Below are 15,618 nucleotides of genomic sequence, written 5' to 3' on the forward strand. Positions count from 1 at the left end.
TCGAAATGAAGCCGATTTTGGAAGTGCTTACGACCAACTTGAAGATTTTTGGAAACAGTTATTGACAACGTTCATATCAATTTTGACCCACAATCACTTTGGACGCTGAACATTGCCCTAGCTTTGGTCATGTTCGGCGTGGCCCTTGAAATCTCTATTGGTGATTTTAGACAATTGTTGCAAAGCCCAAAACTGGTGTTGACGGGGGTGTTCAGTCAATTCATCATGCTGCCCGCAGTCACTTTTCTGATGGTTTGGTTTTTTGAACCCCTGCCGAGCATCGCTTTGGGCATGCTTATGGTAGCAGCCTGCCCTGGCGGCAATATTTCAAATTTCATGACCCATTTGGCAAAAGGCAACACCGCCTTGTCGGTGACATTGACGGCCATCGCCACTTTATTGGCCATAGTAATGACTCCGTTCAATTTAGAATTTTGGGGTTCACTGTACCCCCCGACGAGCCGAATCATACAGCAGGTTTCCATCTCGTTTTTTGAAATGGCAAAGTTGGTGGCACTGTTATTGGGCCTGCCCGTGATTTTGGGCATGTGGCTCAACCATGCCAAGCCTATTATCGCAAAAAAAATGGCGAAGTATTTCAAGATGGGCTCGTTGTTATTTTTTGCGGCCTTGATTTTCTTGGCCCTGTATCAAAATCGAGATATATTTTTAGAGTATGTCGTATACGTCTTTGGGCTGGTGGTAGTGCATAATCTCGTGGCCTTTTCAACAGGATTCTCATTGGCAAAATTGTTGGGTTTCTCAAAGGAGAATGTACGCAGCATTACCATTGAAACGGGCATACAGAATTCAGGATTGGGGCTTTTGCTGATTTTCACTTTTTTTGATGGGTTGGGGGGAATGGCCCTCTTGACAGCTTTTTGGGGCATTTGGCATTTGGTTTCAGGCTTAGCCCTGGGCAGTTACTGGGGTTTGGCATTCGCTAAAAAAGAGAAGTTCGTTTGAAGCAGTTGGGCTATTATTTTTTTAAATATTGGGCGCTATGCGGCCTGAACTGCTATTATAGGAGGATAAAAACGGTTGGGCTTGAAAATATTCCCAAAGATAAACCCGTACTCTTTTTATCGAACCATCAAAATGCCCTGATGGATGTGCTGCTGATAGCCACTTTAAGCAAAAGGAAGCCATGGTACCTTACCCGTGCAGATGTCTTTAAGAGCCCATTTTTTAGACCACTTTTTCATTTTTTGCAGATGTTGCCCATTTACCGAATACGTGACGGTAAGCAAAACCTGTTTAGAAACAATGCCGTCTTCGATAAATGTGGCGAGATCTTGTGTGAAAATGGGGCCATCTTGATTTTTCCGGAAGCCAACCATGACCTGAGAAGACGTGTGAGGCCATTGAGCAAAGGGTTTACAAGAATCATTGAGAATGCCTTGGAGAATAATCCAGAAATGGATTTACAGTTGATTCCCGTGGGCCAGAATTATCAAAATGCAACAGAAATGGGTGACGCTGCAGCATTGTATTTTGGAAAGCCCATCCCTTTGAAAAAACATCAAGGCACCAAGTTAGATTCACTGCAATTAAGGGCCAAAGTATTTGAACGGCTAAAAAAACTGACCACCCATATTGAACCAGACGATGAATACGATGAAAAACTTGCCAGACTGATGGAATTGGACCCAGACTTCACGAATCCCATCCATATCAATGCGTTTTTAAGGGGCAGGCAAGTAGAGCAAGACATCGGGCTGCGCAAAGATGGTGCAGGTTCTTTTTTGCGATTTCTGTTTTATTCGGTCAATCTACCGTTGGTGTTTTTATGGCGATTGCTGCTCAAGCCCAAAGTGCCCGAACCAGAATTTATGGCGACCTACCGATTTGGGTTTGGTATGTTGGTGTACCCTTTGTTTTACCTTTTTATCGGTTTGGTGTTGGCCAGGGTATTTGAATGGAAAACGGCATGCGTGACCGTGATCTTGCATGCTGTCCTTAATTTCCTGTTGCTGAAAACGATGGCCCCTACATCATCTGTCCGAAGAAAATAGCGTTCATCATCAATTTATTGGTGCCATACCAAAATGCCCTGAAATTGGTGTTGTCAGTAAAAAGTATTACTCGGCCCTTGCCCAACCTTTCGACCTTAAAAGGCACGCTGTTTTTGATGAGCTCGGCATTCTCTTCAGAGATATAACCACTCTGCAATGGGTTTTCGGTATACTGAATGGGATTGTCGTAGCTGTTTTTTTCAGGCTTCAGATAGATGTTCGTGTTTCTGAACAGTGAGATTCTATCGTTTTTATACCCGTACCCGATTGGGTGTGAACGGTCAAGTTTCGCCTCAAAAATGGCACCGCCAGTAACCTGTGCTCCGAGAAAGTCGCCCTTTTGGTCAAAATTGACATCTTTGGCCACCAAAGAATCTTCTTTCATTTCAAACTTGATGATTTCATTCTTTTTGAACCACTCGGCAACATTCCTGAAACCAATGATGGTACCCCCGCCTTTCACCCATGCTTTGACTTTTTCAGCGGCTTTTTTATCTAAAATGCGGCTTCCCCAACCACTTGGTAAGATCAGGTCGGTGTATTTGTCCAAATTCACATTGTCAAAATAACGCGTATCGATTTTGGTGATTTTCATGTCATATCTGGTGTCAAAAAGGTGCCAAATTTCTCCAGCATCATAAGAACGCACGCCATCACCGACTAAAATGGCCACTTTTTGTTTCTTGACAGGGTCAAAGTCATTGCTGCCCAAATCTATTCCCTTGGTAAGGCCGGTATTCACTGCGGTAATTGTAATTTTTGAATCTTTTGCAACCTCTGTCAAGAACGCATGAAGCTCTTGGGAAGATAGCGGTTGATTCTGAACGGGTATCAGAATGGTGCCGTAATCGTATTGCTTTCCGTCAAGTGTAAAAGGTGATTTGGCCACCTTGGCGCGCAAGCCTTTTTCCACAATGTTGTTCAACGCCCTTGGGGTGTAATATTCATGCCATTCAAAAAGATAGGCGTAATTGCTCTGGCCTGAAACACTGCCCGTTAACGGCTTGAGTTCGGTGACTGCATCGCCGGCGGCTGCCAATGACGAAACCTCTGCGTAATCAACATTGAAGGCGAGTGGCAATGTCCATGCAGAAACATCATAAAAGAGACTGTCAACAAAAGTGGTGCGCTTTTCAAACATGGCCTTGATAAGCCTTGGGTTTTTTTGTGCCATTGGTACAAGGAAGGCATTTCCTTTTTCATAAGCTTTTCCTCCCACAGCGACATCACTTTCAAGTTCATGGAACTTTATTTTATGCCGATTTAGAATTTCTGCCAAATGCCAGGTTTTTGAGGCATCTTTGGCATCGCCAAAAACATACCCCTTGACTCTGCCACCTGACCCCTCATTTTTTGCATCAGTATAGAATTTGCGCTGATAATCAAGTATTTTTTGGCGCATGTTTTTGGCGGCTTCAATGGTAGATAGGGCCGTAGTGAACTGGTTTCTGATGGTGAACGGAAACGTGAGTATGCCGTTTTCACTTTCTTGGATATGCCCCCGCGAACTGCCTTGCTCGAATAGAATACCGATGCTTCCGTTCACATCTGGAAAAGTGGAGCCCTTTCCATAATAATAATCGTCATAATTTTCCTCAGAATAATAAAGCGAGCCGATTTTGTCAAGTGCCTTGGCGTGGTAGGTGCCAATTTCAGCGGTCAATTCTTGGTTGATTTTTGGTGTTAAAGGATGTACCCTTGAAGGCTCACCGGGTTGAAAGAAAAAGGTAGAGTTGGTACCCATTTCATGGTGGTCTGTCAAAATATTCGGATACCATTTGTGAAAAGTCTCGATCCGTGCCCGACTTTCGGGCAATTGCACCGGAAGCCAATCTCGGTTCATATCAAACCAATAGTGGTTGGTGCGACCACCAGGCCATACTTCATGGTATTCACGCTCATTGCTATCTGGATTCAGGTTTTGGCTGCGATGCACATTCGCCCAATATGCAAAACGCTGTAGCCCATCTGGATTAAAACTTGGATCCAGCAGAATGATGGTATTGTCTAACGTTTCTTCAATTTCTGGCCCTTGGGCAGCCGCCAAATGATAGGCATAGGCCAGAGAAGCATTTGAGCCACTTGCTTCATTACCATGGATGGAGAAACCTTGATATACGACAATGGGCATGTCGGCGGTATTGGTTGAACCGCCTTCGGTCAATGCTACATGCTCTTGCCGTATGGTTTCAAGATTCTGATGGTTTTGTGGAGAGGTGACCGTGAGCAACAAAATCGGGCGGCCCTCAAAAGTATTACCACGATCTTCTATGGTTATTCGGTCGCTGGCCTTCGCCAATGCCTGCATGTAGTAAACCAATTTGTCATGGGTCACATGCCATTGCCCGACTTCGTGGCCTATAATATCTTTGGGTTTTGGGATGGAAGGGTCATAGCTGACATCATCTGGCAAGTAGTATTCAAGTGTGACATCGTTTTGTGATAAGAGTGGAGAAATGATGAGGAGTACAACTGCCAGCACAATAATTTTTCTCATTAAGGTATTTTTTGAATTAGATATCGCTAAAAATAAAAAACGGCCCCGAATATTCGGGGCCGTTAGGTTTGAATTTTTTATGTTTCAGATGTCATCAAAATCAACATCAGTAAAATTTTCAGCAGGAGAACCATTTTCACTGGCCTTTGACTCTTCCTCTTTTTTGAAGTCTTTCTGGTGTCGTTCAGAAATCACCTCAAGACCCTTTTCATCGATGATGTAATCCATCATTTCTTCCATGTGATCCTTGAAAGCATGAAAATCTTCTTTGTAGAGATAAATCTTGTGTTTTTTGTAGTGAAAAGACCCATCATCATGGGTAAACTTTTTGCTTTCAGTGATTGTCAGGTAGTAATCTCCGGCTTTTGTGCTTCTTACATCAAAAAAATAAGTTCTTCTACCGGCCCTTAAAACTTTGGAATAAATTTCCTCTTGGTCAATTAAATCTTTTCCGCCCATATGGTAAGTGTTCTGTGATAAAGGATTAATTTATCGTACCAAAAATGTAAAAAAAATGCTAAATGACCAAGTTTAATTACGCTTTCTCAGCAAGTTGGTCTTCATATAGTTTTTTGTAGTACCCCTCAATACTGTTCAATTCTTCATGGGTGCCCTCTTGTAAAATTCTGCCATTTTCCAATACGATTATCTTGTCGGCATTCTTGGCAGACGACACCCTATGGCTTACGATCAACGTGGTCTTGTTCTTTGAGGCCCGTTTGAGATTTGACAGTATTTCTTCTTCAGTTTCGGTGTCGACCGCAGACAGACAATCATCAAAGAGATAGATCTCAGGGTCTTTCAAAAGGGCCCTGGCGATGGATACCCGTTGCTTTTGCCCTCCGCTCAAGGTGATTCCGCGTTCACCCAGAATCGTCTCATACTGCTTTGTGAAATCTTGAATGTTTTTATGTACGACGGCCATTTTTGCCATTTCTACAATTTCGTCGTGGGTCGCATTTTCTTTGCCAAAACGGATGTTGTTTTCAATGGTGTCGGAGAATAAAAAAGCATCTTGCGGTACCGCACCTATGGAGCTGCGCAGACTATTGAGGTTCAATTCTTGAATTGGGGTGCCATCGATTAAAACCTGCCCTTCAGAAACATCATACAACCTTGCGACCAAATCTAAAATGGTGGATTTGCCCGAACCTGTTTTGCCCAAAAAGGCAACGGTCTGACCTTCATCCACAGTAAAAGAAATGTTGTTCAAAGCCCTGATATTGGTATCTTCATACGTAAACGATACGTTCTTGAATTCAATTCTGCCCGTTATCGGGGTAGCAAGGTCGACTTCATTTTTTATACTCGGTTGTTCTTTAAGAAACTCATTGATCCTTTTTTGGGATGCCTCGGCACGTTGCACTATTGAAGTAAGCCATCCCACAACAGCAACAGGCCAGGTGAGCATATTGACGTAAAGGATGAATTCTGCAATGATTCCGATGGATTCAATTTGACCGTTGATATATTGTCTTCCACCAATATAAATGACGAAAATGTTGCTGATGCCGATCAACAATATCATCAGTGGAAAAAACCACGCATTGACACGGGCAAGATCCATGCTCGTGTCTTTTCCCTCAATCGCCAAATCTTTTAAATCTGCATTGATTTTAGGTTCGAGGGTATAGGCTTTTATAACGGCTACCCCAGAAAACGATTCTTGCGTGAATGTCGAGAGTGATGATAAAAATTGCTGCACTTTGGTACTCCGTTTGTGGATGATTCTACTGATTTGGTAGATGAGTACCGATAGAATAGGAAGCGGAATCAACGTGTAGAAGGCAATGGTAGGGGCCTTGATGAACATCAAAGGAATCAAACATACGAACAATGTCAGGGTCTGAATACCGTACATGATGGCAGGCCCCGCATACAGGCGCACCTGACCGACATCTTCACTTATTCGGTTCATCAAATCGCCGATACGGTTGCGCTTGTAAAAGTTAAGGTTCAGAAATTGGTAGTGGTCAAAAACCTCATTTTTAAGGTCGTATTCAATGTAGCGTGAGACATTGATGATGGTCTGTCGCATCAAAAAAGTGAAAAGGCCAGAGAGAAGGGCCGCGCCTATTATTATAAGGATGTACTCCAACAGCAAATCCTTTGCTTCAACCGCTGTCAGGCTGTTGGCATAAAAATCTTCAATCGCGGTAATTGATTTGTTGACATACGATGGCATAACCAACGAAAATACCCTGGCGATAATGGTGATGACAATGCCAATAAGAAGTTTAAACCAGTATTTCTTAAGATATTTATTGAGGTATCTGAGCTCTTTCATGAACGGAATGCGCTTATCATCGCAGGTACGACGGCCAAAGATAGCCGTTTGCAAAGAAACCAAATGTTATAAAACTGATAAGAAAACCCATTGGTTTGGCAACGATGGAAATATAGCCTTACTTTTGTGCGTAATCAATCAACCCATCAATACAAGGTTCTTCAACAATGCTCACCAGAAGGCATATCAGAGTTAAAGTCATGCAATGCATCTACGCATTGGTGCAGTCAAAGGATGAATCCCTAGAAAAACAGGAAAAATTTCTAAAATATAGTATCGAAAGTATGTATGTGCTGTACCTTTCCATTTTGGCACTATTGGTCGAGTTGCACCGATTGGCGGAAAAACACGTGCTTCATGCAGAAAAGAAATACATCGCCACCTCTGAAGATGAATATCCCGATCGTGAAAAATTCATAAAGAACAAGCTGCTACTGCAAATAGCAAAAAATGGCGTTTTGCATAAAGAAATCAAGCGTAGAAAGCTCAACGACTGGCATTTGAACGATGAGTACGTAAAACTGATTTATAAAGAAATAACCGCCAGTGGCCTGTACCAGCAATACATGGCAAATGCCGAAAGCGGTTATGAAAAAGACAAGGACTTTCTGATTGAGCTTTTTAAACAGATCATCGCACCGAACGACAAGATTTACGAGCATTTTGAAGATGAGCGCATGACCTGGGTAGATGATATACCCATCATCAACACTTTTTTGGTGAAGCGATTGAAAAAAGCGTCCACTGGGTCAAATGAGCACTATTTTTTGCCACGTTTGCTGAAAGACGAGCAAGACATGGTGTTTGCCAATGAACTTTTGACAAAAACATTGCTCAATGATGCGGAATGGGAAAAGGAAATCGAGGCAAAGACACCCAATTGGGACAATGACCGTATCGCAGAAATCGATCTCATCTTATTAAAAATGGCCATTTGTGAATTGCTGAATTTTTCCTCCATCCCTGAAAAGGTGACGCTCAATGAATATTTGGAGATTGCCAAGGAGTATTCCACACCAAAAAGCAGCATTTTCATCAACGGCATACTTGACAAGCTGGTCAAAGAATATAAAGCTGAGGGTAAACTGCAAAAAATGGGCAGGGGCCTGTTATAATTGTATTTGTTATTTTTGTGCAACAAAAAATTTAGACGTAATGAAAAGAATGGTTAACATCCTTGGTATTTTGACATTGGTTTTTGCAATCTCATCATGCAAAGAAAAGGCCACTGAAAAAATCAATTCAGACAATATTGAACTGGCAGCCAATCGTGATGACGTTCAAAAGAAGTTGCCGGTAATGAGCTTCGATAGAAGTGAGCATGATTTCGGTACAATTGAACAGGGCACCCCCCAAGAGACAATTTTCAAGTTTACCAATACTGGTGATGCCCCGTTGATTATCACCAATGCCAGTAGTAGCTGTGGCTGTACCGTGCCAGAATATCCAAAGAACACCCCAATTGCCCCAGGCGATAGTGGCGAACTTTTGGTGAAATTCAATGGCTCCGGTCAAAATCAGGTCACCAAGACGGTGACTGTTACCGCAAACACAGAAAAGGGTTCAGAGTTGCTTCGCATCAAGGCATTCGTGAATCCTAAGAATGCCGAAGGCGTTTCTGTACCGATGAAAAAGAGTTAGTAGATGGAGGGAATGGGACAATTTTTGCCGCTTATCCTCATTTTTGTGGTAGCTTATTTTTTTATGATACGCCCGCAGATAAAGCGACAAAAAGACGAGAAAAAGTTTTCACAAGCTTTAAAAAAAGGAGATAAAATCATTACCAAAAGCGGTCTTTATGGCAAGGTGGTCGATTTGAACGACAAAGATAATTCTTGCGTCATCGAGACCATGGCCGGCCGATTGAAATTTGATCGTTCTGCCATCTCAATGGAGATGAGCAAAAAATTGAGTGCTCCTGTGAAAAAATAGATTCCGTAACGGAGTAAAAAAAGCACCCCGCAATTGCGGGGTGCTTTTTTTGTTAGCGATATCTATCGTGTAGCCCGACGCCATCTTTGATCATCGGTAAAATCTTATCGATTCGGCGTGACTTAGTAGCCGCTTGTTTTGCTTCTTGGATGTATTCACAGAATTCTCTTTGTTTGGAAAGGCTGAAGTTGTCGTAAGCTTTTTTTAGAGCGGGATTCTCCGATAAAGATGTCTTGAGAATTTCTGGAATTTCAAATTTTTTCTGAGGCTTGCCAACTACCAAAACTTTGCCGTCTTTTTGATTCTGTATGGCTTCGTTCATATAGTTGAACACACCATTTTCATCGATTTTTTGCGATGAGGTAAAGTTCCAGTGGCGCATGGCCTTGGTCTTGCCTTCTTGGGCATTGCGCAATACTTTTTTTTGGTCACTGAGTAAAGCCCCATTAAAGAACCAAACCCCAAAAAAGTCTTTAAAACGGCAAATACCAAAAACGTTTTTATTGTTGATGGTATATACAGGGAGACTCCATTTATAGGTCTCTTCAGCTTCGGTTTTAAGCGCCAATACGCGCAGTTGATTGATACCCTCTTTAAAATGATGCTCTTTTGAATAGTATGCCTCTATTTTCTCCGATTTATCCATTTTTGAAATGTTTTTTTGAACATGAATTCCACGAATACATGTTTATCGTCATTTTTTTGGCAATTTGGTACTTGCGAATTTGAACTTTCTGGTGTATCAGTCTAACGTATCTTTTTTACCACTTTCTCTCCAAACAATCCCCGAGCCATCAAACCTTGATCCTTTGTGCAGTAAGTTCGCAAATTTTCACGATTACTTCAACCGCTTTTTGCATGCTTTCCAACGGTATGTATTCAAATTTTCCATGAAAATTATGTCCACCTGCAAAAATATTGGGGCAGGGCAAGCCCATAAAACTCAATTGTGAACCGTCGGTGCCACCCCGAATTGGTTTGATAATAGGTGCTATGCCACACTTGAGCATCGCTTCTTCAGCGATTTCAACAATATGAAAGACGGGCACAATTTTTTCTTTCATGTTGCGGTACTGTTCAGTGATATTTATAGTGATGGCATCGGCATGTTTGAGTTCGATTTTTTCCTGTATGTCAAGCAACAATTGCTTTCGGGCCTCAAATTGCTCTTCATCATGATCCCTGATGATGATTTCGATTTTGGCGTTTTCCACATCCCCAGAAATTTGGTGTACATGAAAAAAACCATCACGATCTTCGGTATGCTCAGGCGCTTCATGTTTTGGCAAAAGGCTTAAAAACTCATTGGCCAGCGCAATGGCATTGACCATTTTGTTTTTGGCATAGCCTGGGTGTACGCTTCTGCCCTGAAAACGTATCTCGGCCTTGGCTGCATTGAAATTTTCATATTCCAGTTCACCGATTTGGCTTCCGTCAATGGTGTAGGCCCATTCGGCCCCAAATTTTTCAACGTCAAAATGGTGCGCACCCCTACCGATTTCCTCGTCTGGGGTGAAGGCGATCCGTATTTTGCCATGTTCAATTTCAGGGTGTTCTTGTAGGTATTCCATAGCAGTGATGATTTCTGCGACCCCTGCCTTGTCATCAGCGCCCAGAAGTGTTGTACCGTCAGTGGTAATCAGGGTCTGGCCCTTGTACAGATGCAGGTCATCAAAAAAATCAGGAGACAATGTGATGTTCTTTTGCTTGTTCAGCACAATGTCACTGCCATCATAGTTTTCAACGACCTGGGGTTTGACATTCTTTCCTGAAAAATCTGGTGTGGTATCAAAATGGGCAATGAAACCAATAGTGGGCAGCTTTTTTTTGGTATTGGCAGGTAAGGTGGCCATGATGTAGGCTTTCTCATCAATGGTCACTTCTTGCAGACCAATTTGGTGCAGTTCAAGCACGATTTTTTTGGCGAGATCCCACTGTTTTTTGGTGCTGGGGGTGGTATTAGAATTTGGGTCACTCTGGGTGTCTACCGAAACATATTCTAAAAAACGGGGTAAAAGTTTCTCCATGTATGCTTTTTCATCAAAAATAAGGCTTATTACATCGAGATGTTGTTGCAATAGATAAAGTAAACCCATACTTTCCATGACCAAACCGAACAACTTTGATACGACCGATACTTCTTATTTTTTCTTTCTGTCTATCCTTGACCAGTGCATTGGCCCAAGAGGATTGTTACCTCGGATTGGGCGGTAAAAATGATTCCACGATCATTTCTGTTTTTCAGTTGAACGAATTCCAAATTGAACAGATGAAGAATTGGGGCGCAGAGCTCAACTATCGCAATGGTTTTTTAAGAGATAGGGCAAATTACCTATTGAAAAAACACGCACAGGATTCCCCAGAAGATTTAATTGAAATGTCCTACGAATATCAAAAGTTGATGGACAGCATGAAGTCGAACATGCGAATGCTCGATCAAAGATTGTTATCACTTTTTAACGACAACCAGTACAACCTGTATGTCAAACTGTGCCACCAAGTTTCTAGGAGTCCGATTTTTGCAAATCGTCAGGTTGACGAAAAATGAGGACATTTTTTAGCTGTGGTATGTAGAGTTTCTATTTTTGAAAAAATTTTCTGAATGTATAAGTTTTTAGTGCGTCCGTTGTTGTTTTTGCTGGATGCTGAAACCGCCCATCATTTTTCTTTTCGTTCAATAAAATGGTTATCCCGATTGGGATTTTCATCGTTGTTCAGAAAAATGTTTGTGATAGACGGGCCAGGGTTGGAAAGGAAAGTTTTTGGTCTTCATTTTAAGAACCCCATTGGTTTGGCCGCTGGGTTTGACAAAGACGCGAAGTTGTACAACGAACTTTCTGACTTCGGATTTGGTTTTATCGAGATAGGTACATTGACCCCAAAACCACAGGCTGGAAACCCCAAAAAAAGACTTTTTAGGTTGAAAGAAGATGAGGCCATTATCAATCGCATGGGGTTTAACAATGAAGGGGTCTTTGATGCCGTTGAACGCTTAAAAAAAGAGCACCGGGTTCTTATCGGTGGAAATATTGGTAAGAACAAGGTTACCTCAAATGAAGATGCCATCAAAGACTATCTGATTTGTTTTGACGCCCTTTTCGAATATGTAGATTACTTTGTCGTGAACGTCAGTTCGCCCAATACCCCTGGATTACGCGAGTTACAGGAAAAAAAGCCATTGACAGCGTTGTTGAAGAAACTGAAAAGAGAGAATAAAAAATACGCCAAGAGACTGCAGGCGAAAGAGAAGCCCATTCTGTTAAAAATTGCCCCCGATTTGACCGATGAACAACTACTTGACATCGTGGACATCGTGAAAGCAACACAAGTTGATGGAATCATTGCAACCAATACAACCATAGCGCGAAAAGACCTAAAATCACATCTTACACTGGTCGAAGAACAAGGCGGGCTCAGTGGAAAACCGTTATGCGATAGAAGCACTGAAGTGATTCGGTTTTTGGCAAAGCATAGTGACGGAGCTTTCTCTATCATAGGGGTAGGGGGCATTCACTCACCGGAAGATGCCCTCAAGAAACTAAAAGCAGGCGCAGATTTGGTGCAGTTATATACAGGCTTTATCTACGAAGGCCCTAGTTTGGTGAAAAAAATCAATAAAGCTATTTTAGAAAACCGATAGCTTTCTCATTTTGAATTACGAAGTTCTTTTTGCTTTTATGGCAGCTACGGCAGCTTTGGCCATATCACCAGGCCCAGATAACATCTTTGTGTTGACCCTGAGTCTTGCAAAAGGTGCAAAAAAAGGACTTGCCGCAGTGGCCGGACTCATGACAGGGTGCCTTATCCACACTACTTTGGTGGCCTTTGGGGTATCGGCCTTGATTCGAGAAAATGAGAACATCTTTTTGGTAATCAAGCTATTGGGCGTTGCCTATCTTCTCTACTTAACCTATTTAGTGCTTAAAAGTGATGGAAAAGTCTCTTTAGAAGAAGAAAGCAGACATTATAAGGGCATGGCAAGTCTTTTCAAAAAAGGGTTCTGGATGAACGTGCTAAATCCAAAAGTCACTATTTTTTTCTTGGCCTTTTTCCCCGGATTTCTTTTTAGTGATTCCCTGAGTACCGTTCTGCAATTTTATGTTTTGGGGTTGCTTTTTATTTTAGTTTCCTCTCTTGTGTTTGGTTCCATAGCCATGATGGCGGGAAAGATATCAGCATATTTATCGAAGACACCAAAAATTGGGATTTTTCTCAAGTGGTTGCAAATAGTGGTGTTTTTAGCCATAGCCATCTATTTACTTTTCGGTTGAAAACGTTGTCTAAATTCACAATTAAGTAATTCCCCCTTTGACTGGGGAGTAAGGGGGATATTTTGATTGGTATTATTTACATCCCCGCCGCTTTCAGCGGACTGCCCCTCAAGGAGACAATTCATATATCAACGCTTTGATTAAAATTTAGATACTTTGTGCCAAGAGTTTTAAACCTCGTACTTCTAAATTCCTACTTCGTATTTTTGGAGGATGGCACAAGAACAGGTCAAAATCATCGAATGTCCGCGTGATGCCATGCAAGGCATCAAGGCTTTCATACCTACAAAAGACAAGGCGAAATACATTCAATCACTGTTGGGCTGTGGATTTGATACTATTGATTTCGGCAGTTTTGTTTCACCAAAGGCCATCCCGCAAATGGTCGATACAGCTGAGGTTTTGAATCAATTGGACCTTTCTAAGACCAAGAGCAAGCTTTTGGCCATTGTGGCCAATGTACGCGGCGCACAAGATGCATCAGTTCATAATGCCATTGATTGCCTCGGCTATCCATTTTCGATATCTGAGAACTTTCAAATGCGAAACACCCATAAGACCATTGCGCAATCTGTAGACATCCTTCAAGATATTTTAGAGATTGCAAATAAGACCGATAAAGAAGTGGTCACCTATATTTCCATGGGATTTGGAAATCCTTATGGCGACCCTTGGGATGTCGAGATTGTAGGGGAGTGGACCGAAAGATTGACCGAAATGGGTGTTCGAATTCTGTCGCTTTCAGACACCATCGGAAGCTCGACTCCAGAGGTCATCGATTATTTGTTCTCAAATCTAATTCCAAAATACCCTGATATAGAATTTGGGGCCCATTTGCATACCACACCCACCAAATGGCACGAAAAAGTAGATGCCGCCTACAAGGCGGGTTGCCGACGCTTTGATGGCGCGGTACAGGGTTTTGGCGGTTGCCCCATGGCGAAGGATGAGCTGACAGGCAATATGCCCACCGAAAAAATGCTTTCCTACTTTACCGAACATAAAGCAGAAACCGGAGTGAATTGGATGGTTTTTGAAGCAGCCTACAACAAAGCTACAGCGTTGTTTTCGGTCTATCATTGAGACTTTCAGGCTCTTGTATTTTACCTAAATGTTAAATCTTGTTCTTTATTTAAAATAAGTCTAAATAATTTTTGCATGGATTGAAAGGCCATCTATATTTGCATTATTATTTATAACTAATCTAAATAAACTTAACATGATAAAGAGGTTGATTTCCGTAGTTGTAGTGGCTGGCTTTTTCGTTGCCTGCTCTGACGATGATAATACAATAATTGACCCTGTGGCGTCTTGTGAAAATCAAATTCAGGATGGAGACGAAACAGGCGTTGACTGCGGTGGCAGTTGTACACCTTGCGAGACTGCAATCGACAATCCGGCCACCTATGTTTTTGAGCGAAATGGTGAAAGTTCGGTAAGTTTTAGTGGCCAGACTACCCGAATTTTGATGGCTGAGGAAATCATCGATAAAATGTTGGATGAGACCACAACGGCCGAGGTATTGAACGCCATGTTTGCGCATGCCGAAGGAGAAATGGATTTTTCTGATGCTGACTTAAATGCTTCCGATAAAAACGTTCGCGGCAAAACAGCGGCGTCTTTTGATTTCTTTTCCAACAATGCAACCGACCAAGCACTGATCCGTGCTGATTTTGAAAGCTGGATACAGATTCAAGTAGACGAGGTTTTCCCACGTTGGAACGAAGCAGCATCCGAAGGAATGGCCGGACAGATTGCCGACGGGTCCTCAACCCGATATATCGATTCAAGGGGATTGGAAATGAACCAACTTTTCAATAAATCATTGATTGGGGCCTTGATGGTCGACCAGATGCTGAACAATTACTTAAGCTCCAATGTTTTGGACCAGTTTGAAGAAGCCAATGATGCCGAAACTTTGGTCGATGGAAAAAACTATACCGACATGGAACACGATTGGGATGAAGCCTATGGCTATGCTTTTGGCACAGCGCAAGATTTGGCCGACCCGAGACCGACCATTGGTGAAGATGACAGTTTTTTAAATAAATATATCGGTAGGGTAGAAGGCGATGATGATTTTGTAGGTATTACCGAAGACATCTACCAAGCCTTGAAATTGGGCCGTGCCGCCATAGTCGCCAAAGATTATGTAGTTCGAGACGAACAGGCCGATATTTTAAGGGAGCTGGTTTCAAAAGTTATCGGAATTCGTGCTGTATACTATTTGCAGCAAGCTAAGAATGCATTAGATCAGGCCACGCCAGCTTACGGCACTGCGTTTCATGACCTATCAGAGGGCTATGGGTTTATCTACAGCCTACAGTTTACGAGAAAACCGGGCACTGATGAACCCTATTTTACTAAGGCAGAGGTTGATGCTTTTTTGGTCGATTTGTTGGATGATGGCGATAACGGACTTTGGGATGTGACCCCAGCAACTTTGGATGCCATTTCTGAAGCCATCGCAGCTGAGTTCGACTTTACTGTTGAGCAGGCGGGCAGCTAAGGTGAAGTTTACAATTTGTTAATAGAATGAGGTGGATTGCCACTTGTAGAATTGACCTCTTTGGCTATCTTTGAAATCCTTTAATTAGAATAAATAAAAATAACTGG

The 15,618-nt window shown here is 42.3% G+C and carries 15 protein-coding genes; 10 read left to right on the forward strand and 5 right to left on the reverse strand.

Features of this window, described 5'->3' with window-relative positions; genetic code table 11:
• The first annotated feature begins 48 nt into the window (after nt 1-48).
• Together AAAH86_RS01450 and AAAH86_RS01455 are read left to right on the forward strand one after the other, a co-directional pair.
• A complete protein-coding gene (locus AAAH86_RS01450) occupies nt 49-966 on the forward strand; it encodes a bile acid:sodium symporter family protein (RefSeq protein ID WP_343485719.1) in 918 nt (305 codons plus the stop codon).
• On the forward strand, nt 963-2,015 hold the full coding sequence (locus AAAH86_RS01455; protein ID WP_343485720.1) for a 1-acyl-sn-glycerol-3-phosphate acyltransferase: 1,053 nt from the start codon (nt 963-965) through the stop codon (nt 2,013-2,015). Before AAAH86_RS01450 ends, AAAH86_RS01455 begins: the two co-directional genes overlap by 4 nt.
• On the opposite strand, the gene AAAH86_RS01460 is transcribed toward AAAH86_RS01455, so the two are convergent.
• From AAAH86_RS01460 to AAAH86_RS01470, 3 genes are all read right to left on the reverse strand, one after another.
• Nucleotides 1,990-4,512, reverse strand: coding sequence for a M14 family zinc carboxypeptidase (locus tag AAAH86_RS01460; protein ID WP_343485721.1), 2,523 nt, complete (start codon nt 4,510-4,512; stop codon nt 1,990-1,992). The two genes, AAAH86_RS01455 and AAAH86_RS01460, sit on opposite strands and share 26 nt — an antisense overlap.
• 84 nt (nt 4,513-4,596) lie before the next feature.
• A complete protein-coding gene (locus tag AAAH86_RS01465) occupies nt 4,597-4,971 on the reverse strand; it encodes a PUR family DNA/RNA-binding protein (protein WP_343485723.1) in 375 nt (124 codons plus the stop codon).
• A gap of 76 nt (nt 4,972-5,047) precedes the next feature.
• The gene (locus AAAH86_RS01470) at nt 5,048-6,799 is read right to left on the reverse strand and encodes an ABC transporter ATP-binding protein (RefSeq protein WP_343486809.1); all 1,752 of its coding nucleotides are present in this window, start codon (nt 6,797-6,799) and stop codon (nt 5,048-5,050) included.
• A 167-nt stretch (nt 6,800-6,966) separates the two neighbouring features.
• Here AAAH86_RS01470 and nusB point away from each other — a divergent pair, with 167 nt between their 5' ends.
• From nusB to yajC, 3 genes are read left to right on the forward strand one after another with little or no spacing between them, the layout of a single operon-like run.
• Nucleotides 6,967-7,914: a transcription antitermination factor NusB gene (gene nusB, locus AAAH86_RS01475; protein ID WP_343485724.1), complete on the forward strand. Its 948-nt coding sequence runs from the start codon at nt 6,967-6,969 to the stop codon at nt 7,912-7,914.
• Between the two features lie 40 nt (nt 7,915-7,954).
• Entirely contained in the window at nt 7,955-8,440 is a 486-nt protein-coding gene (locus AAAH86_RS01480) for a DUF1573 domain-containing protein (RefSeq protein WP_343485725.1), read from the forward strand.
• Between the two features lie 3 nt (nt 8,441-8,443).
• Nucleotides 8,444-8,731: a preprotein translocase subunit YajC gene (gene yajC / locus AAAH86_RS01485; RefSeq protein ID WP_343485726.1), complete on the forward strand. Its 288-nt coding sequence runs from the start codon at nt 8,444-8,446 to the stop codon at nt 8,729-8,731.
• A gap of 52 nt (nt 8,732-8,783) precedes the next feature.
• Here the strand turns inward: yajC and AAAH86_RS01490 are convergent, their stop codons facing one another.
• Both AAAH86_RS01490 and pepT read right to left on the reverse strand, forming a co-directional pair.
• Nucleotides 8,784-9,377 carry a YdeI/OmpD-associated family protein gene (locus AAAH86_RS01490; RefSeq protein ID WP_343485727.1) on the reverse strand — a complete coding sequence of 198 codons (594 nt, stop codon included), beginning with the start codon at nt 9,375-9,377 and terminating at the stop codon, nt 8,784-8,786.
• A gap of 148 nt (nt 9,378-9,525) precedes the next feature.
• Nucleotides 9,526-10,758: a peptidase T gene (gene pepT, locus AAAH86_RS01495; protein ID WP_343485728.1), complete on the reverse strand. Its 1,233-nt coding sequence runs from the start codon at nt 10,756-10,758 to the stop codon at nt 9,526-9,528.
• 95 nt (nt 10,759-10,853) lie between these two features.
• On the opposite strand from pepT, the gene AAAH86_RS01500 reads away from it, so the two are divergent.
• From AAAH86_RS01500 to AAAH86_RS01520, 5 genes are all read left to right on the forward strand, one after another.
• The gene (locus tag AAAH86_RS01500) at nt 10,854-11,279 is read left to right on the forward strand and encodes a hypothetical protein (protein ID WP_343485729.1); all 426 of its coding nucleotides are present in this window, start codon (nt 10,854-10,856) and stop codon (nt 11,277-11,279) included.
• Nucleotides 11,280-11,333: 54 nt separating this feature from the next.
• Complete coding sequence (locus AAAH86_RS01505; RefSeq protein ID WP_343485730.1) at nt 11,334-12,371, forward strand: quinone-dependent dihydroorotate dehydrogenase; 1,038 nt, start codon at nt 11,334-11,336, stop codon at nt 12,369-12,371.
• 10 nt (nt 12,372-12,381) lie between these two features.
• Nucleotides 12,382-13,002, forward strand: a complete 621-nt coding sequence (locus AAAH86_RS01510) for a LysE family translocator (protein ID WP_343485731.1) — start codon at nt 12,382-12,384, stop codon at nt 13,000-13,002.
• Between the two features lie 213 nt (nt 13,003-13,215).
• Entirely contained in the window at nt 13,216-14,085 is an 870-nt protein-coding gene (locus tag AAAH86_RS01515; RefSeq protein WP_343485732.1) for a hydroxymethylglutaryl-CoA lyase, read from the forward strand.
• Between the two features lie 136 nt (nt 14,086-14,221).
• Entirely contained in the window at nt 14,222-15,511 is a 1,290-nt protein-coding gene (locus tag AAAH86_RS01520; protein WP_343485733.1) for a DUF4856 domain-containing protein, read from the forward strand.
• The last annotated feature ends 107 nt before the right edge of the window (nt 15,512-15,618 follow it).

The organism is Allomuricauda sp. d1 (genome assembly GCF_039592695.1).
In the GTDB taxonomy this organism is placed as follows: Bacteria; Bacteroidota; Bacteroidia; order Flavobacteriales; family Flavobacteriaceae; genus Flagellimonas_A.